We start from the raw sequence: 18,438 nt of genomic DNA, 5'->3' as shown, positions 1-18,438 counted from the left end.
CTGGGTTCCGGTAGAGTAATTCCTCGTGATGAGGGGCCGCGACAGCCCGGGAAGTCACCAAGGGTCTTTAGCTCAGCTGGTAGAGCGCCACGTTTACACCGTGGATGTCATCGGTTCGATCCCGGTAGGACCCACCACGAAGAACCCCGCCAATCCGCGCATGCAAGCCGGAATGGCGGGGTTCTTGCATACCCCCACCTAGAGTTCCTTGTCGAGTTCAGCCGCAAGCCGCGGAGCCAGCGCTTCGCCCATGGGTTCCGAGAGATGGTGCGCGTCCCGGTAGGCAAGGATGTCACCGATGATGGCAGGGCAGTGCTCGGCGCACAGGTACTTGTTCATGTCGAGGAAGCGCGCACCCGTTTCTTCGGCTACCCTACGCTCGACGGCGGCGCGCGAAGCGTTCAGTGCCTCCTCGGGCTCCGCGTCGCACGCCGCCGCGTCATCGATGTTCCTTGACAGACAGGACGCCGGAGCGGAGTCGTGAAACGGTGTGTCAGCCATGACAACCACTTCTGTCCCCTCCGGTAGCGCGTCGATGGTCGCTCGAAGGCCCTCTTCCCACTGCTTGCGGAGATCCTTCGAATCGTCCACCGGTGTTACGCGCCCGTAGTTGCCCAGCACCACCAGTCGTGGTTTGACCTCGCGGATCGTCTGCAGCGCCCCTTCCCGCCACTGGTCGCATTCTGTGTACGGAGCACCCTGCCGTTCGATCGAGATGGACACCGCAGGACAGGAGGCCTTGGTGAGCGTGCGCAACCGCATCGCATTGTCCCGGGCCAGACGGTCCACTCCCGCGAACCACTGTTCAGCGTGGGAGTCGCCGAACAACACGACATCCTGCGTGGCTTCACGATTGCCGTAGATGCAGTGGGCTTGCGGTTCGGTCTGCTTCACCGGAGCGTGACATCCGTCGCCGTTGGTCGGCGGCGCGCTGGTCGCGGCCCGCTCGAGCACCGGCGTCACGTTCGAGGGCACGAAGGGCGTGCCTTCCGGGTAGGGGAGCCCGGCTTTTCGTTCCGCCGGTTGTGCTGCCGTGGCCGGAGTCCGGTCGATGTAGAGGCCCGCGCCGTACGCCGAGCCGGCAATCACGAGGGATCCGGCAGTCGCCATTGCGAGTGTGGGTCCAGTGCGGCGGATGTTTCCCCTGGCTGGCCCACGGCGGAAGGGTCCCTCAACGTAGCGGTGCAGCAGGATCGCCAGCGGGACACTCAGAGCGCCGAGCGCAAGAGTTCCAGCCAGTGGCAGCGGGTGCTCCACGCCAACAGCCAACTGCGGAATCGTGAGCAGCGGCCAGTGCACCAGATACAGCGAATAAGACCACTTGCCCATTGCTTGCATGGGGCGATTGGTGAGCAGCGCGGGGTGCGGCGCAGCCGACCCGCCGAGGATTACGGCGGCGGTGGACAGAGTCGGCAGGAGGGCGGCAACGCCGGGAAACGGGGTCGTCGAGGTCAGCAGCACAAATCCCGTCAGCATCCCTGCAAGCCCGCTCCAGATCAGCACGCGCCCGACGGCGGTGGAGAGGCGTCCTGCGGCATGGCGCAGTGCCAGCGCTGCCAGGGCGCCGACGCCGAGTTCCCATGCCCTGCTGGGCAGGGAGAAGAAGGCCCACGGCGGGGATACCTCGAGCAGGACAAGTCCACTGGCGAAGGACGCTGCAACAAGCGCAGCGATTACAGCGGCAAGCCGCCTGTTCGACCGGCGGACCAGGAAGAACGTACCCAGCAGCACCGCAGGCCACAGCAGATAGAACTGTTCCTCAATGCCGAGGGACCAGTAGTGCTGGAACGGCGAAGGCGAAGTTTCCGCCAGGTAGTCGGTTCCCTGCGCGGCGAAGAGCAGGTTCGGCATGTAGAGAGCCGTCGCGGCGGCGTCTTCCAGCGTGCCCGGCACGTCTACCCGCGGCACTAACAGGACGGAGGCCAGCGCGGTCAGTACCAGGACCGTCAACGCCGCCGGCAAGATGCGGCGAATCCTTCGGGCGTAGAAGTCGGAAAGCCTGATTGTGCCGTGGTCACGGAGGGTTGAGAGCAGGTGTGAAGTAATCAGAAACCCTGAGATGACGAAGAAGACGTCGACGCCGGAGTAACCTCCGGGCACCAGGGAGACACCGGCGTGATAGATCACAACCGCGAGGACTGCCACGGCCCGCAGGCCCTGAATGTCCGGACGGAACCCAGCGGCGGCATGGGGCGGACGGTGCATCAACACTTCCTCACTTCGGTTGGATTCTCTCGAACATATCAATTTGGTAACGGAGGTTGCACATTCGCCCACACCGTTGCCGCTCGCTTTTGTGTCGACTGATTACCTGTACGGGCGAGCGCCGTCTGGCACGGACGGCGAGCCCGGTAATAGGGTGGAACCTGCCAAGGCGCATAGGGGCGTCACAACGTATATGCGCCCCTAACCACGGGGCGAACCTGCAGATGGAGACTTGATGAGTGCACAAATCGGTGTGACCGGCCTGGCCGTTATGGGAGCGAACCTTGCCAGGAACCTGGCCCGCAATGGCTACACCGTGGCCCTGCACAATCGTTCTGTCGAGAAGACAGACGCCTTATTGGACAAGCATGGAGACGAGGGCGACTTCGTACGTACCGAGACCCTGCAGGAACTTGTCGATTCACTTGAGAAGCCTCGCCGCGTTCTGATCATGGTCAAGGCCGGCGCTCCGGTGGATTCCGTCATCGATCAGCTTGAACCGCTGCTGGAACCCGGCGATATTGTGATCGACGCCGGCAACTCGCACTACGAGGACACCCGCCGGCGTGAAGCAGCACTCGCCAAGAAGGACTTGCACTTCGTGGGCGTGGGGGTTTCCGGTGGTGAGGAGGGCGCACTTCTTGGTCCTTCGATCATGCCGGGTGGATCGCGGGAGTCCTACGATTCGCTGGGCCCGATGCTTGAGAAGATCTCCGCAAAGTACAACGGCGAGCCGTGCTGCCGCTGGGTCGGTACGGACGGCGCAGGGCACTTCGTCAAGATGGTTCACAATGGCATCGAGTATGCCGACATGCAGGTTATCGGTGAAGCGTACGACGTCCTTCGTACGGCGGCGGGGATCGAACCTGCCGAGCAGGCCAAGATCTTCACGGACTGGAACACCGGAACGCTCTCATCGTTCCTGATCGAGATCACTGCCGAGGTGCTCGCGCACACTGATGCGCGCACCGGTAAGCCGTTTGTCGACGTCGTCGTGGATTCCGCAGGCCAGAAGGGCACCGGCCGGTGGACGGTGGTGTCGGCACTGGAACTCGGTAGCCCGACATCGGGTATTGCTGAATCGGTGTTCGCGCGGGGGCTTTCGTCGCAGCGCGGACAACGGGAACTGGCGCAGGAGATTCTGCAGGGTCATGAGGGCAGCGTCGACCTGCCTGAGGATTTTGTGGAGGATGTGCGGCTCGCACTGTATGCATCAAAGCTGGTCAGCTATGCACAGGGCATCGACATGCTCACCGCAGCTGCAGGCGAGTACGGATGGGAACTCAAGCTTGATGAAATCGCATCGCTGTGGCGCGCCGGGTGCATCATCCGCGCTGAGCTGCTGGACGACATCATGAAGGCCTACGCTGCCGAGGAGAAGCCGGCAAATCTGCTCCTTGCACCGGCGTTCGCCGAGTCAATTGCCGGCGCGGTTCCCGCATGGCGCCGCGTTGTCGCGGCTGCAGTGCAGCTCGGCATTCCCGTTCCTGTGTTCTCCTCGTCGCTCGCCTACTACGATGGACTGCGCCGCAAACGACTGCCCGCTGCCCTCACCCAGGGGTTGCGCGACCTTTTCGGAGCCCACACCTACAACCGGGTAGACGCTGACGGAACCTTCCACACTCTCTGGGGTGAGGACCGTTCGGAGGTCGAAGCGGTCGACACCCACTAGCCCCCAGCACGAATGTGAATGCCCCGGCGGATCCCCGCCGGGGCATTCACATTTGCTAATAAGACGTTCAGATATAGAGCGCCGGGTCGATGTACTCTGCGGGATCGACCGCAGGCTGGGTCTCCCTGGCCGAGTCCCGGTGGCGGAAGGTCGCCGGGATCCCGGTCACGATGGAGTCTGGTGGTGTGTCCTTTACGACGACGGCGTTCGCTCCCACCGCGCTTCCCGCACCGATGGTGATGGGCCCGAGAACCTTTGCTCCGGCGCCGATCGTCACCCGGTCTCCGATAGTCGGATGGCGCTTCACCTTCTCAAGCGAGCGGCCGCCGAGGGTCACGCCCTGGTACATCATCACGTCGTCGCCGATCTCCGCGGTGCCGCCAATAACCACTCCCATGCCGTGATCAATGAAGAATCGGCGACCGATCGTTGCGGCCGGATGAATCTCGATCCCCGTCAGGAAGCGGGCTGCCTGGGACAGAACCCGTGCCGGAAACCGGAGGGCAGCAACCTGCCACATCCTGTGGGTTAGACGATGCACCCAGATGGCATGAAGCCCCGAGTACACGACGCCGTTCTCAATATCACCCCTGGCGGCCGGGTCATGTGCCCGGGCCGCCTCGAGGTCTTCTCGCAGTCTCGCTAAAAAGCTCACAGACCACCTTCTGTTGCAGGTTTGGCTAGCCCCGGATGTCGTCGAAGAGCACGGTGGAAATGTAACGCTCGCCAAAGTCACAGACCACTGCGACGATCAGCTTGCCGGCGTTCTCCGGACGCTTAGCCAGTTCCAGGGCACCCCAAACGATGGCGCCGGAGGAAATACCACCAAGGATGCCCTCCTGGGTACCGAGGGCGCGTGCAACACGAACCGAGTCCTCAACGCTGGCGTCAATCACTTCGTCGTAGATGGAAGTGTCGAGGATCTCCGGAACGAAGTTTGCACCCAGGCCCTGGATCTTGTGCGGTCCTGGTGCGCCGCCATTGAGGATCGGGGAGTCGGCCGGTTCGACGGCGATGATCTTCACATCGGGCTTGCGTTCTTTGAGTACCTGACCGACGCCGGTAATGGTGCCGCCTGTGCCGATGCCCGAGACGAAGATGTCCACCTCGCCGTCAGTGTCTTTCCAGATTTCCTCGGCCGTGGTGGCGCGGTGAATGGCGGGGTTGGCCTCGTTGGCGAACTGGCGGGCCCAGATGGCGTTGTCGTTGGTGGCAACAATCTCCTTGGCCCGGTCAACCGCTCCCCGCATGCCTTCGGATCCGGGAGTCAGGACAATCTCGGCGCCGTAGGCCCGCAGCATGACGCGACGTTCAGTCGACATGGTTTCCGGCATCGTGAGGATGACCTTGTAGCCGCGCGCCGCGCCGACCATAGCCAGGGCGATGCCCGTGTTGCCGGAGGTGCCCTCGACGATCGTCCCGCCCGGCTTCAGGGCGCCCGCCCGCTCGGCGGCATCGATGATGGCCACACCAATGCGATCCTTAACGCTGTTGGCCGGGTTGTAGAACTCAAGTTTCACGGCAACCTGCGCGTCGAGTCCTTCGGTCAGGCGGTTGAGGCGTACCAGCGGGGTGTTGCCTACCAGTTGGGTCACGTCGTCGTAAATCGGTGCCATGGTTTTCCTGTCTGGAGCGTCGGGAAGGAGGTAAGGGGAGTGGGTAGCGATAGCGCCGAACCCAGGCGAAACTGGACTCAGCCTAGCCAGCGCCAAGAGGGGCGGGCTATGCAGTGAGCCATTCGGCGTAATATTTCCGGGCCTTGGCCAGCTTCGGATTGATAATCACCTGGCAATAGCCTTGCTCCGGGTGCTTCGCATAGAAGTTCTGGTGATACTCCTCCGCTACATGGAACTTCGGCAAGCGGACCACTTCCGTGACGATCGGGTTTGACCAGTGCTCCTGGTTCCGCTCAATGGCCCTTTCGAACAGTTCCTTCTGTTCTGTGTCCTGGTAGAACATCGAAGACCTGTACTGCGTGCCGACGTCGTACCCCTGGCGGTTCAGCGTGGTTGGATCATGCGAGACAAAGAAGATTCCGAGGATCACCTCGGCCGGAATGACCGTCTCATCGAACGTCACTGCGACTACCTCCGCGTGCCCTGTGATGCCCGCGCAGACCGAGTCATAGTCGGGGTCCGGCTGGTGCCCACCCGTGTAGCCGGACACAACGTCGGTCACTCCGCGGGTCTTCTGGTAAACGGCGTCAAGGCACCAGAAGCAGCCCCCGCCCAGCACGAAAGTCATCATGGTGTTAACAATGCATGACGGTGACGGATGATTCCCGGGCGGGCGCCGCTCCATGGCCGCATTGGTGGGGAACCGGTGGTCAGTTGGACGAAAGCTGGTAGAACTAGGGCTATGAAACCTGAGGAGGAACAGGTCGGCGACCGGGAAAGCGATCTGCCCCACGCGGACGCTGACGAGCCGTCGACGTCGAAGCCGACAGTCGGTGACATCCTGCTGGCTATAGAGGAGCTGTGGCCGGAGTCGCTGGCCGAAGGATGGGACGCCGTCGGGCTGGTCACCGGACGTCCGGACCGTGAGGTTTCGACAATCGTCTTTGCCGTGGATCCATCCGAGGCCGTCATCGAGGACGCATTGGAGCTGGGGGCGGACCTGATCGTCGCGCACCACCCGCTCCTGCTAAAGCCCGTGAATGCAGTCGCCGCCACGCATGCAAAGGGTGCGGCAGTCCACCGTCTGATCGAAGCCGGCTGCGCCCTGGTGACGGTACACACCAACGGTGACAGCGCAGTTGGAGGCGTGTCGGATGTGCTGGCCGATGCCTTCGGATTGCGGAACGTGGAACCGCTCGCCAGCGCAGCGGACGGACTCCCCGAAGAGGGGATAGGCAGGGTCGGTGACCTTGCGGATGTCACGTCGCTCGGGGATTTCGCGGAACTGGTGTTCGGGCTGCTTCCCGCGGTTGCCGGAGGCATGCGGGTGGCCGGGGACCGGCACGGACTGGTTAGGCGTGTCGCAGTCTGCGGAGGCGCCGGGGACAACCTTTTCGACCAGGTTCGTGCCAGCCAGGCTGACGTCTATGTGACGGCCGATCTCCGGCATCATCCTGCCCTTGAGGCGCGGGAAGCAGCGGTGAATGGGCGTCCTTACCTGATCGACGTTTCCCACTTCGGCAGCGAATGGCTTTGGTTGACGCCGGCAGCCGCCGCGCTGGCGAATGTACTCTCCGACCAGAATTTCGAGGTTGACGTTCGGGTCAGCACCGTGAACTCGGATCCCTGGGACTTTGTTTTGACGCCTGGCGGCGACTGAGGGAAGCACGGCCGTCGGACCGGGCCTGCCTTGCCATAAGGTAGATGGAGAAGGAATTTTCGTTCGAATCCCCGGAGGACAATCGGTGGCAAAAGCACCCCAGGCGGAACAACTGCGGCTTCTTGACTTGCAGGCGAATGACTCCAAACTCAATCAGCTGCAGCGGCAGGCGGCCGCAGCGCGGGCAAACCCGGAACTCGCCGAGCTCGCCTCGAGCGTGGCCGCGGCAGACTCGGAGACCGTTAGTGCAGCAACCAACCTCGCCGACGCTGAGCGTGACCTGACCCGCGCGGAGGACGATGTGCAGGCCGTGGTTACCCGGTTGGAGCGGGACGAGCAGCGGCTGAATAGCGGCACGGGGACGTCCAAGGACCTCACCGCTCTGCAAAGCGAGGTGGCATCGCTCACCAAACGCCGGTCGGACCTTGAGGACATCGAACTCGAAGTGATGGAAAGGGTTGAGGCAGCCCGTACCGCGCGCGAAGTTGCCGCCGCCCACGCGGAAACCATCAGGGCACAGTTGCAGGGCGTGGAAAGCACGCGGGATGAGGAGCTTGCGCGGATTGAAGCGGAACGCACCGAAGTCCAACGCACGCGGGATGAGCTCGCGGGAACGTTCGACGCCGCGCTCCTTGCCCTCTATGAAAAAACCCTGGCCAAGCGCGGCGTGGGCGCGGCACGGCTGTTTCACGGCAGGTCTGAAGGTTCAGGCATGCAGCTCAGCCCCGGCGACCTTGCTGACATCTCCCGTGCAGCCCAGGACGATATCGTGTTCTGCCCGGATTCAGGGTGTATCCTCGTGCGCTCCGCCGAGTGGGGAAACTGACCCGACGTGCAGGAAACCGAGATCCCGCTATTCGATGACGTCCCGACAGAACCGCACCAGGAAGCGCGGAGCGGGTTCCTGATCGTTGAAGCCGACGGCGGATCCCGCGGCAATCCCGGGCATGCCGGCTACGGTGCATTGGTTCGCGATCCGGAGTCCGGGAGGATCCTTGTCGAGAAGGCAGGGTACGTGGGCATCGCATCCAACAACGTCGCGGAGTACTCCGGCCTCATCGCCGGACTGGAACTCGCACACGAGGTGGATCCCAACTGCCGCATTCTTGTGAAGATGGATTCCAAGCTGGTGGTCGAGCAAATGAGCGGGCGCTGGAAGATCAAGCACTCCGACATGCAGAACCTGGCATCGAAGGCACGGCGTGCTGTGGAGCCGCGCCGTGTGCGCTATGAATGGATTCCGCGTGAGCGGAACAAAGACGCCGACCGCCTCTCGAACGAGGCCATGGACGCGGGTATCTCCGGTGTCGAATGGACCCCGCGGAAGCCGGTTCAGAAGACTGTGGAGGCCGCCGTCGTCGTTCCCCAGCCGGAACCCGATGTCCCGCCGCAGCCGAGCGGATCGCTTCATCACATCGAGATCTGGGTCCGAAACATCGATTCGGCGAAGGAGAGTTTCGGTTGGCTCTTCGAACGTCTGGGATTCGTCCCGCGGGACTCCTGGAACGACGGCGCGAGCTGGGCCGGCAGGGGAGCGTACCTCGTGCTCGAAGCAGGTCCGGACGTTCTGCCGGAACCGCATGAACGCCGTCGTGCGGGGATCAATCACCTGGCCTTCAATGCCGGCTCGCGGGCTGAAGTCGACCTCCTGGCGCGCCGGGCCACCAGCCATGGGTGGTCCCTGCTGTTCGCTGAGAAGCATCCTCACGCGGGCGGGCCGGACCACTACGCTGCCTACCTTGAGAACGCGGACGGGTTCGAGGTGGAGCTTGTCGCTGAGCCTTAACGACTGAACACCAGCTCTGGCGGAAGCGGCGATATTCAGCCCGCGGCGAGGATGATGTTGAGTTGGGCGGCCCTGCGGGTGTTTGCGGGCGTCAGTTCACAGGTCCAGAGTTCACTCGCGGCCCGCAGGAGGTGCGCTGGGGTCTCGGGCTGCTTGCCGCGCCGGGTGAGCAGATGGCGGGCGAGCTCCCCCCGGGTATGTTTGGCGAAGTGCGAGACCACGGTGCGCTTCCCGTTGCGCTCCTGCAGGACGTTCACGGCGACCGTTCGTTCAGTGCTCGGCGACCAGACCGCGGCGTAGCTGCTGGAACGGCAGTCCACTACAAGCGATCCCCCTGCACGGGCATCCAGCACCGATGCGAGCCGGCTGCGCCAGAATGCCGTCAGTTTCCCAATCCCCGGTAGGTCCACTGACATGGAGAGCCGGTACGCCGGGATCGTATCGCCGAAGCCGATCGCACCCCAGAGCCCTGAAACAACGACGACGGCGGCGTCCGTCTTGCGCTTCTGCGCAGCAGTCATGGTGCGGTAGCCGAGGGCGTCATACAGTACGCCGGTGTAGATGGCGTGGGCGGGCGCGGCCGGTGAATCCCGTAGCAGGAGGTTCCGGCGTATCTCATCGGCAAGCGAGGCTCCGACGCCCAGGATTGCATGGGCATCTTCGTGGGCGCTGGTCTTCTCGAGTGCATCGAGCACCTCGGCACGCGCCTCCGCCAGCTCGGGAAAGGCCAGCCCGGCGAGGTCAAGCGGATCCCCTTTCGCCGCGGCCGACTTTCCTTCAGAGGGCGGAAGCAGAATAAGCACCGGATTACTCTACCGGGAGCCTCGGGTGGTATCGCTAGTGCACTGAGAGCCGGCAGCGAACCCGTAGAATCGATACGGATGGGTTGGCCAGGCGGCCGCGTGGGGAGTACCAGATACTCCTCCCGAGGAACGTCCGGGCTCCACAGGGCAGGGTGGTGGGTAACGCCCACTCGGGGTAACCCGCAGGACAGTGCCACAGAGAATAGACCGCCCCGGCAGTCCGCTGCACGGGGTAAGGGTGAAAAGGTGGTGTAAGAGACCACCAGCGCGCCGGGTGACCGGCGCGGCTAGGTAAACCCCACCCGGAGCAAGGCCAGACAGGGCGCGCTTGAAGGCTGCCCGCCTGAGCGCCCGGGTAGGCCGCTGGAGGGCGTCGGCAACGGCGCTCGTAGATGGATGGCCGCCACTGCAGGCGTTCGACGTCGGCAGGACAGAACCCGGCGTATCGGCCAGCCCATCCTTCAACGGCCGCCCCCCACCCCGCGAAGGCATACTGGCCGGTGATACTTGAATAGTCAAGAGTGTTCGGAACTATCCCTCGCGTTCATCCACAGGCGAAGTTCATGACCATTACGTTCCATTACGCTAGGGGAATGAGCGAGACGACTGCACCCAGCCAGTCGCTGGTGCGTCGCAACTCAAACTTCCGCGCCCTATGGCTGTCTGCAACAGTCGGCGTGCTGGGTACGGCCGTCGCCTCGATAGCATTACCCATCATCGCGGCAGTTGAGCTTGCGGCAAGTGACTTCGCCGTGGCTGCCCTGGCAGGGATGACCTTTCTCCCGTGGCTTCTTCTCGGCCTTCCTATCGGAGTATGGGTGGACCGTTGGCCCCGGAAACCGGTCATTGTGTGGTCCCTCATCGCACGGATACTTTCACTCGCGACGTTGCCGGTGGCTTACTGGTTCGGCATGCTCACCGTCGTGCAGCTCTTCGTGGTTGCTTTCGTGGCCGGGCTGTCCTCGGTATTCTTCAGCCTCGCGGACCAGGCGTTGGTGCAGCAGGCGCTCACGGGCGATGAGCTGGTGGAAGGAAACGGCATCATCACGGCCTCCGGTGCCTCCGCCGATGCGGCCGGACGCGGGATAGCGGGCTGGCTCACGGTGATCCTCGGCGCCTCGAACACCCTCCTCGTCCAGGTGGCCGCGTCGTTTGCGTCGCTGTTCGCCATTTCCTCCCTCCGGTTGAAGGAGGCGCGCCCCGAGCCCACACAACGCCACATCTTCGCCGAAATGATGGATGGCCTCCGCTATACCTTCAGCACGGCTCCCTTGCGCGCCATCCTCTTCAACGCGGCACTGTGGAACCTCGGCGGAAGCATGGTGGCTTCCCTCATGGTCCTGCTGGTGATTCGGGTGTTGAACGAATCAGAGATCTGGCTGGGACTGCTGATGGCGGCAACGTCCATAGGCGGGGCGGTTGGCGGCTTGAACGCGAAGAGACTCACGGAATGGTTGGGCTCGGGGCCGGTGTGGCGATGGTCGATGGTGCCCGGCGTCCTGGGCTACGCATCCCTGCTGGTGATGACTCCCGGTCCCGGCATGATCATCGGCTTGGTGGGCATGTTCGTCATGGGGGTCTCTGTGGCTTTGAACATCGTCGTCGGAACCAGCTTCCGGCAGCGGGTCTGTCCCCCCGCCATGATGGGCAGGCTTGGCGCGGCCACCCGCATGGTCAGTTGGGGGATGCTGGGCATCGCGAGCATCATTGGTGGAGTGCTCGCGGAGCTACTGGGTATTACAAACGCCATCCTCGTGGGGGTGGTTCTGACGACCGCTGCACCGTTGGTAGCACTGTTCGGATCGCTCCGGTCCGTCAAGCGGCTCGAGGACCTGCACCGCGAACCGGTGCCGAGTTCTCCCTGATCAGTGACCAAACGGGTCAGGATCGACGCCCGGCATCCAGGTCAGCCCCGGCTGGCCCCACCCGTTCGTCTTTGACGCCTTCTTCGCCTTCCGCGCAAACCGTGGGTTGAGGCGGTCCACGTAGAGCGTACCGTTCAGGTGGTCGAACTCATGCTGCATACAACGGGCAAACCACCCGGTGGCCTCGAACTCGACCGGATCCCCTGCCCCGTCGAAACCATTGATCTTCACCCATTCCGCCCGCTTTAGCGGGAAAGACTCGCCGGGAAATGAGAGGCAGCCCTCGGACTCATCCTCGTCGGGTTCCGCACCGGAGACCTTCGACGTGACCAGCGTCGGGTTCACGAGCACGCCCCGCGGGGGCACGCCGTCGTCGTTAGCCATGCCGTAGACGAAGATGCGAAGCCCCACACCGATCTGCGGCGCCGCGAGCCCAACACCGTGTGCCTCGTCCATGGTTTCGTACATGTCGGCGATGAGGGTGCGGAGCGCATCATCGAAATGCTCGACGGCGGTGGCCCGGGTGTGCAGCACAGGTTCGCCGGCGATGGTGATCGGGTGGACTGCCATTGAAGTTTCCCTTACTCCGGAGGTGAATCAGCCGGCGATCGAGCGGCCGATGGTTTCACGCATGATCTCGCTTGTGCCGCCGAAAATGGACAGCAACCGGACGGCGAGGAACGCCTGTGCAACGGGGTACTCCAGCACGTAACCGTACCCACCGTGGAGTTGAAGGCAGCGGTCGGTGATTGTCTTCACCCGTTCGCTCGCCCACAGCTTGACGCGCGCCGCGCCCGCCGGGTCCAATGCACCTTCGTTGAATGCAAGCATGGCACGGTCGACGTACGTCTCCATGACTTCTACTTCTGTGAGGATGTCGGCGAGCTCAAAGCGGGTGTTCTGGAAGTCGATCACCCGTTCACCGAACGCGTTGCGCTCCCTGGTGTAACGGACCGTGGCCTCGTAGATGGCTCTGGCCACAGCCGAGGAGGCAACAGCGATCGCCAGCCGTCCCTGGGGGAGCTGTTCTGTCACGTAGCGAAGACCATGACCCAGTTCGCCCACCAGGCCGGTACCCGGAACGCGGACGCTGTCGAAAAACAATTCGGCGGTGTCCGAGGCTTTCAGACCCATCTTGTCGATTTGCTTCCCCGTCTCGTACCCCGGCCCCTTCCCGACCATGAACAGTGAGAAGGAATCGTGGTTCCCGCGGCCGGCCGAACCATCAGTACGTGCAAGTACGAGGGAAGCGTCAGCGCTGATCCCGTTTCCGATGAATGTCTTCTGTCCGCTGATCAGCCAGTCGTCGCCGTCGCGGACAGCCTTGGTGCGGATTCCGCGGAGGTCGCTTCCGGCTCCCGGCTCAGTCCAGGCAACCGAGGTGACCTTTTCACCCGTCACCATGCCGGGAAGCCACTCTTGCTTGAGTTCCTCGGATCCGTACGCCAGCAGGTGGGGCAGAACCATGTCATCGTGCAGATGGAAGGCCAAACCCGCAGCGAGGTGGTCGGCACGGGCGAACTCTTCGTCCATAACTGCGCGGAACCGGTAATCAGGCATTCCCGCACCGCCGTATTCCTCCGGTACTGCGAGTCCGAGGAGACCCTGCTCGCCTGCAGCGGTCCACATGCTGCGCGGCATCATGTGATCACGGTCCCACCCGGCATAGTGGGGAGCGATTTCGCGGGAGTTGAACTCCCGCGCTACCTCCCGGAAGAGCTCGTGGTCCTCTTCGAACAGGGTGCGTTTCATGCCGTCTTTATTCCCTTCTGATGACTTGCCGTTGCTCACGGCCATGTCCTGGCTGAAGAAAGACCAATGGCCGCCCCGAGCATTCAGGACGGCCACAGAAGCCTACGGACCATTTCGGGGTGAGTAACGGGGTTTGAACCCGCGACCTCCTGGACCACAACCAGGCGCTCTGCCAACTGAGCTATACCCACCATGCGCCTCTCATTACCCTCTGCAGCAGTTCGCATATACCTGGCTGGTACAGCACTGATGCTTTCTGGCCTGAACGAGGCAGCGCAGACAATTCTACACACATTTCGGCGACCCAATAATCGGGCCGTTGCTCAACGGGCAGCGTGGCAGTTCAGGGCCGCAGCTCCCGCGCCACGGCCTTGCTCGCTTCGGAGTCAGGGCCGGGGCTGGGAACGAACACCGTGTTGCGGTAGTACTGCAGCTCGCGGATGGAATCCTTGATATCGCCGAGAGCCCGGTGGTTTCCACTCTTCTCCGGCGCCTGGAAGTACGCCCGCGGGTACCAGCGGCGGGCCAGCTCCTTGATCGTTGAAACATCGATGACCCGGTAATGCAGGTGTTCGACGACGGCTGGCATGTCGCGGGCAAGGAAGACCCTGTCGGTACCCACTGAGTTACCCCCGAGCTGCGCGCGCCGTGGCTCCGGTACCCACGCGGTGATGTACTCCAGCACGCGCTCCTGCGCTTCCTCCATGGTGACGCCGTGGGGGAGCTCCTCGATCAGGCCGGAGGACGTGTGCATTGCCCGTACAAAATCACCCATGGATTCGATTGCCTCCGCGGGTGGTGCGATAACGACGTCGACGCCGTCACCGAGCACATTCAGCTCAGAGTCGGTCACGATCACCGCCACTTCAATGAGAGCGTCGGCCACGGGATCCAGACCCGTCATCTCGCAGTCAATCCAGACAATATGTTCGTTTGATATGGGCACCCGTCAAATGTACCCGTTCCGTGAAAACACGCTTCCTCAGCTTCGTGAATGGCTCCATTGCGGTTGGGTCGTTCCTTCATTGGCGGGTGGAGCGAAAGCGCCCTGGACCTTCCCCTCGACATAACGCTGGATAGGAAGCTGCCCGGTTTCCGGGGGCCCGAACGTGTCTATCCAGCGGCTGCCGGCACCAGCCGTGCGTTCATCGTCGTGCGTGTATGCATCGTGCCGGCCGAGGTCGGCAGGCGGCCTCGGAACCATCTGCGCGGGAGTGCTGATTGCTAGCGTCGAAGAAGGTTCCGGGTTCTTCGAGGGCGTACCGCCTGGTCCGGCCGACCTACGCGTCGAGGTCGATGCCAGCCACCAGACGAGCAGGAACCCGAGACCGAGCACCACAGTGGTCATTGCATTCGCGGTCACCGGCACGTCGAAAACTGCCATGCTGCCCGCAGCGATCACGCACGCGAAAGCTCCCCACAGTGGAAAGTCGGAAGGTACGGCGTGCCCTGTCGGATGTTCCCGTGGCTCTGCCCGGTGGCGCCCCAATGCCATCAACCGCCTTCTGCGTTAGTTAGGATCTGGAGCCAGTTTAGGGCCTGAATTGGTTCTAATCGCCGAAGATGGGGCGGCCAGCCTTATCAGGAAATCCCCGACAGTCGAGGAAGGCGCCGGTGGTAAAATCAAGCCACCGCGCCTGTGCGTTGTCCACGTTCCTTCAACACGTTACTTCCTCAGGATTCAGCTATTTGCCCATGCTCCACCGACGATCGGACCCACTGCAGATGACCGCCGCCGTGCCCGCGCCTGTGGCAACACCCCATGTGGGCCGACCCAGGATTGCGATCATCCAGGGATTCGTCGGCTCCATGCTCATGCTCTTCGGGTCCTTCGGTGTCGGCTGGCTCTCGCTGGCCTCCCGTGAACTACGCCAGTTGGAGCCAATCATCTGGCTTCGATTCGAACCGGCAGGAGCGGTGCTATCCGTCGTCCTGCTCGCGCTGGGGGGGATGCTGCTGGTCCGCTCGTGGCTCCGCCTCGGGCAACGGCTGGCCGGGTGGGGGCCGGAGAGCAGGCCGATCATCCTCAAGGCGACGCTGGCCTGGGGCGCGCCGATGTGCTTCGCCCTTCCGCTCTTCAGCAGGGATGTATTCGCCTACATCGCCCAGGGCCAGGTGATGGTGGCGGGGCTGAACCCCTATGAGGACGGTTACTCACAGATCTCTAACTACCTGCAGATCGGCGCAGACGATCTCTGGGCACAAAGCCCAACGCCATACGGGCCGATTTTCCTATGGTTCGAAGAGTTGGTGGTGCGCGCAACGGGCGGTCAGCCTGATTTCTCGATCCTGTTGTTTCGTCTCCTGGCGCTGATTGGCGTGGCTCTCTGCATCTACTACGTGCCCCGGCTCGCCGAAGTCCATGGAATCAACCCCAACCGCGCACTGTGGCTCACCGTCGCGAACCCCCTCTTCCTGACCAACTTCATCGCGAGCGTCCACAACGATTCGCTCATGCTCGGACTGGCCCTTGCCGGTCTGTACGCTGCTGCCCGCGGGCGTCACGTCACCGGCATCCTCCTCATCACACTCTCCATCGGCATCAAGCCGATCACCCTGATCGTCCTTCCTTTCATCGGCTTGATGTGGGCCGGACGCGGAGCCAGTTGGCCGCGGAAGTTCCTTTACTGGGGAATGACAGCAGGGCTTTCGCTGGGCATCCTGTGGCTGCTGGGCTGGCTCAACGGATTCGGTTTCGGCTGGGTCGGAGCACTCAGCACTCCGGGAAGCGTGTGGATCTGGTACGCGCCTGTCGGGTTCCTCGGGATGGTTTTCGCCCTGACCGGCGATGCCCTGGGATTCGACGGCTGGTCCTGGGCGGACGTCGTTCACAAAGTGGGCACCGTCGTTTCCCTGATTCTTGTTGCGTGGTTCGTCTTCAGGGGTGACCACTCCAGACTGGTGCGGCGACTCGCACTGGCTCTGGCCGCCGTCGTTCTCCTGGCCCCGATGATTCAGGCCTGGTACGTCGTCTGGCTCATTCCGCTGTTCGCGGTGACCGGAATCCGTGATGACTGGCAGGTGAAGGTGCTGTACTTCGTGGTGTCTTTCTTCATGATCTACGCGATCTCCGATCAGCTGGACATTTTCCCCTATATCGAGCTCAGTCTCCACACGGCGAGGCAGATCGCGGCGGCGGTTGGAGTGGCGTTCGCGTCCTACCTTGTTTTCCTGGACCCGCGAACAAAGACGCTGTTTCGGGGCGCGCCGCAGGCGGCCGAGCTCAGCGTAAGCCGCTGACCAGCGCCGGGGCCAACATGCGAACGCCGGCGGATGCAGCAATACTGGGGGGATGAGCGAAGCGCAGGAGCAGGTCGTCCGGGGATCATTCGACATCTCGGGATGGGAACCACAGCCGTACACCGTCGATGGCGCAGACAGTGAACTGAACCGGGTGAGCGCCACCAAGGAGTTCGTCGGAGACATCGAGGGCGTCTCAGTGGCCGAGCTTCTGATGGCGGGCAACAGCCGGGGCGCCGGGTATGTGGCATCCGAGGTGTTCACCGGAATCATCCTTGGCAGGCAGGGAAGCGTCATAATCCAGCACTGGGGGTTGGCCGAGGGCACTGCCGCAGCAAGCTCAGGCCACATCATCCCGGGATCCGGAACGGGTGAGCTGGAAGAGATAGCGGGCAAGGCAGAGTACTCGCAGGACCTGTCAGGACAGCACCATCTTGAGCTGCGTGTGACCTTCGGCTGAAGAACCTCGGTGCCCCCGGCGCGACTCGAACGCGCAACCTACGGATTAGAAAGCCGTTGCTCTATCCATTGAGCTACGGGGGCGGGTACGGACATGAACCCGCACAAGTTTATCGGCTTTTAGTCTGCTTCATCTCCTCCACAGAGGCCAAATTACGCTGAAGTTGCCCACATAGCGCCCTTGCACGCTTTCAGGGCCTTCTGCCCCGCAGAGACTTGAGGAGACGGCACAGCGGTGCCGGGCACCGAACTCTGAAGGGATGAAGAATGAGCAACTATGTGACAATTCGCGGATTCGTGGGGACCGAGCCCAAATGCTCCGTAGCGGGCAGCGGACTGCCGATCACCAAGTTCAGGTTGGGCAGCACCAACCGGTTCCTGGACAAGAAGACGAACACCTGGACGGACGGCGAGACCAACTGGTATTCCATCTCCCTGTTCCGGCAGCTTGCGACCAATGCCGGCGTCAGCCTGCAGAAAGGAGACCCCATCATCGTCTCCGGACGGCTGCGCATCCGTCCGTGGGTGAATGAGGAAGGCAAGAGCGGCACCACCGTTGAGATTGATGCGGATTCGGCCGGACACGACCTCGTCTTCGGTACAGCCAACTTCAGGCGCTCCAGCGCAGACAGGAACGACGCCGGTGTCCAGCCGGCCTCCGACGACTCCTTGCCGGCCGATTTCAACTATTCAACGGGCGAACTCCCGTCCGGCGCTGGCTATGAATCTCCCGGTGCGCCGGAGGAAGGCAGTGCTGGGGGCGGCGATACGGAGGAGGAACCCGGTTCCGGCGAGAATCAGTTGGCGAAGACTTCCGCGCCCTTCTAGATTCGCGCATGTCAGAATGGCTGTATGCGGGGATCTCGCCCATCGGGTACTGCGAAGCTCATGAACTGGCGTACAGCGGGGCCTGCACGGGGCCAGGTGGTTGTCCTCTGTGTTGGGATGGCAGTTGTTCTCGGTGGGTGCGTGGCTCCGGCTGTGGGTGACGAGCTGAACCCGGGGAAGGATGCTCAGGCTGGTCAAAGCTCCGGCGAGGTCGTTCCGCAGCCGGGGCAGGAAGAATCATCCGGTCCGGCCGCTGCGTTCGCTTCGGAGGTCAAGGAATCCCTTACCGCGCTGGCGGTTGAGGTCCCGAAGCCGGGCAGGGAAGCGGTGCGCGGGGCATTCATCACGGCCGGTGCCGAGGAAGGGTCAGTGCAGGTCTCCCTCGACACCACGCCTACCGGGCTGGAGGTCGACGCGATCACTGGAGCGGTGGCCGTCGAGAGCGTCTGCGTGTTCGGGCACGTCCGTGATGGTGAAGTCTCAGTGACCCGGCTTCCGGTGCTGGCAGGCGGCAATTGTTTCGTCGGTGATCAACGGTAAGCATCCTCCCGT

The 18,438-nt window shown here is 63.0% G+C and carries 18 protein-coding genes, 3 tRNA genes and 1 other RNA gene; 11 read left to right on the top strand and 11 right to left on the bottom strand.

Translation table 11 applies throughout. From position 1 onward, the window contains the following. Positions 1-61 precede the first annotated feature (61 nt). A tRNA-Val gene (locus BJ994_RS08070) sits at positions 62-137 on the top strand. A gap of 61 nt (positions 138-198) precedes the next feature. Here the strand turns inward: BJ994_RS08070 and BJ994_RS08065 are convergent. Beyond that, complete coding sequence (locus tag BJ994_RS08065; RefSeq protein WP_167993190.1) at positions 199-2,205, bottom strand: acyltransferase family protein; 2,007 nt, start codon at positions 2,203-2,205, stop codon at positions 199-201. Positions 2,206-2,440: 235 nt separating this feature from the next. Here BJ994_RS08065 and gndA point away from each other — a divergent pair, with 235 nt between their 5' ends. Further along, positions 2,441-3,877: an NADP-dependent phosphogluconate dehydrogenase gene (gene gndA, locus BJ994_RS08060; protein ID WP_167993188.1), complete on the top strand. Its 1,437-nt coding sequence runs from the start codon at positions 2,441-2,443 to the stop codon at positions 3,875-3,877. 67 nt (positions 3,878-3,944) lie between these two features. On the opposite strand, the gene epsC is transcribed toward gndA, so the two are convergent. The 3 genes from epsC to msrA all read right to left on the bottom strand — a co-directional run bounded on the left by epsC (position 3,945) and on the right by msrA (position 6,124). After that, positions 3,945-4,532 (bottom strand): serine O-acetyltransferase EpsC, encoded by a 588-nt coding sequence (epsC, locus tag BJ994_RS08055; protein ID WP_167993186.1) that lies wholly within the window; start codon positions 4,530-4,532, stop codon positions 3,945-3,947. Positions 4,533-4,557: 25 nt separating this feature from the next. Beyond that, positions 4,558-5,493 (bottom strand): cysteine synthase A, encoded by a 936-nt coding sequence (gene cysK, locus BJ994_RS08050; protein ID WP_167993184.1) that lies wholly within the window; start codon positions 5,491-5,493, stop codon positions 4,558-4,560. A gap of 106 nt (positions 5,494-5,599) precedes the next feature. Continuing rightward, positions 5,600-6,124, bottom strand: coding sequence for a peptide-methionine (S)-S-oxide reductase MsrA (gene msrA, locus BJ994_RS08045; RefSeq protein WP_167993182.1), 525 nt, complete (start codon positions 6,122-6,124; stop codon positions 5,600-5,602). A gap of 111 nt (positions 6,125-6,235) precedes the next feature. Here msrA and BJ994_RS08040 point away from each other — a divergent pair, with 111 nt between their 5' ends. The 3 genes from BJ994_RS08040 (at position 6,236) to BJ994_RS08030 (ending at position 8,939) form a co-directional block, all read left to right on the top strand. After that, positions 6,236-7,153, top strand: a complete 918-nt coding sequence (locus tag BJ994_RS08040; RefSeq protein ID WP_167993180.1) for a Nif3-like dinuclear metal center hexameric protein — start codon at positions 6,236-6,238, stop codon at positions 7,151-7,153. A gap of 85 nt (positions 7,154-7,238) precedes the next feature. Beyond that, positions 7,239-7,979, top strand: a complete 741-nt coding sequence (locus BJ994_RS08035; protein WP_167993176.1) for a CT398-like coiled coil hairpin domain-containing protein — start codon at positions 7,239-7,241, stop codon at positions 7,977-7,979. A gap of 6 nt (positions 7,980-7,985) precedes the next feature. Continuing rightward, positions 7,986-8,939: a reverse transcriptase-like protein gene (locus BJ994_RS08030; protein ID WP_342450319.1), complete on the top strand. Its 954-nt coding sequence runs from the start codon at positions 7,986-7,988 to the stop codon at positions 8,937-8,939. A gap of 35 nt (positions 8,940-8,974) precedes the next feature. On the opposite strand, the gene BJ994_RS08025 is transcribed toward BJ994_RS08030, so the two are convergent. After that, the gene (locus tag BJ994_RS08025; protein WP_167993175.1) at positions 8,975-9,742 is read right to left on the bottom strand and encodes a peroxide stress protein YaaA; all 768 of its coding nucleotides are present in this window, start codon (positions 9,740-9,742) and stop codon (positions 8,975-8,977) included. Between the two features lie 79 nt (positions 9,743-9,821). Here BJ994_RS08025 and rnpB point away from each other — a divergent pair. Continuing rightward, an RNA gene (gene rnpB / locus BJ994_RS08020) (RNase P RNA component class A) lies at positions 9,822-10,203 on the top strand. A gap of 132 nt (positions 10,204-10,335) precedes the next feature. Next, positions 10,336-11,607: an MFS transporter gene (locus BJ994_RS08015; protein ID WP_167993174.1), complete on the top strand. Its 1,272-nt coding sequence runs from the start codon at positions 10,336-10,338 to the stop codon at positions 11,605-11,607. On the opposite strand, the gene def is transcribed toward BJ994_RS08015, so the two are convergent. From def to BJ994_RS07990, 5 genes are all read right to left on the bottom strand, one after another. After that, the gene (gene def, locus BJ994_RS08010; protein ID WP_167993172.1) at positions 11,608-12,177 is read right to left on the bottom strand and encodes a peptide deformylase; all 570 of its coding nucleotides are present in this window, start codon (positions 12,175-12,177) and stop codon (positions 11,608-11,610) included. Positions 12,178-12,204: 27 nt separating this feature from the next. Continuing rightward, entirely contained in the window at positions 12,205-13,359 is a 1,155-nt protein-coding gene (locus BJ994_RS08005; protein WP_167993170.1) for an acyl-CoA dehydrogenase family protein, read from the bottom strand. Between the two features lie 118 nt (positions 13,360-13,477). Then, positions 13,478-13,550: transfer RNA gene (locus BJ994_RS08000), tRNA-His, on the bottom strand. A 152-nt stretch (positions 13,551-13,702) separates the two neighbouring features. Then, positions 13,703-14,305, bottom strand: a complete 603-nt coding sequence (gene orn, locus BJ994_RS07995; RefSeq protein ID WP_167993168.1) for an oligoribonuclease — start codon at positions 14,303-14,305, stop codon at positions 13,703-13,705. 36 nt (positions 14,306-14,341) lie between these two features. Then, positions 14,342-14,854, bottom strand: coding sequence for a hypothetical protein (locus tag BJ994_RS07990; RefSeq protein WP_167993166.1), 513 nt, complete (start codon positions 14,852-14,854; stop codon positions 14,342-14,344). 230 nt (positions 14,855-15,084) lie between these two features. Between BJ994_RS07990 and mptB the strand changes: the two genes are divergently transcribed. After that, on the top strand, positions 15,085-16,599 hold the full coding sequence (mptB, locus tag BJ994_RS07985; RefSeq protein WP_167995925.1) for a polyprenol phosphomannose-dependent alpha 1,6 mannosyltransferase MptB: 1,515 nt from the start codon (positions 15,085-15,087) through the stop codon (positions 16,597-16,599). A 52-nt stretch (positions 16,600-16,651) separates the two neighbouring features. Then, positions 16,652-17,059, top strand: coding sequence for a DUF3224 domain-containing protein (locus BJ994_RS07980; RefSeq protein ID WP_167993164.1), 408 nt, complete (start codon positions 16,652-16,654; stop codon positions 17,057-17,059). A gap of 10 nt (positions 17,060-17,069) precedes the next feature. Here BJ994_RS07980 and BJ994_RS07975 read toward each other — a convergent pair. Continuing rightward, positions 17,070-17,142, bottom strand: a tRNA-Arg gene (locus tag BJ994_RS07975). 183 nt (positions 17,143-17,325) lie between these two features. On the opposite strand from BJ994_RS07975, the gene BJ994_RS07970 reads away from it, so the two are divergent. Further along, positions 17,326-17,886, top strand: a complete 561-nt coding sequence (locus BJ994_RS07970) for a single-stranded DNA-binding protein (RefSeq protein ID WP_167993161.1) — start codon at positions 17,326-17,328, stop codon at positions 17,884-17,886. A 60-nt stretch (positions 17,887-17,946) separates the two neighbouring features. Further along, entirely contained in the window at positions 17,947-18,426 is a 480-nt protein-coding gene (locus BJ994_RS18120; protein ID WP_245192268.1) for a DUF6993 domain-containing protein, read from the top strand. Positions 18,427-18,438 lie beyond the last annotated feature (12 nt).

The sequence above is a fragment of the Arthrobacter pigmenti genome (genome assembly GCF_011927905.1).
GTDB lineage: Bacteria > Actinomycetota > Actinomycetes > Actinomycetales > Micrococcaceae > Arthrobacter_D > Arthrobacter_D pigmenti.
Note: the sequence above shows the minus strand (reverse complement) of the source record. Positions and strands in the feature narration are given on the sequence as shown.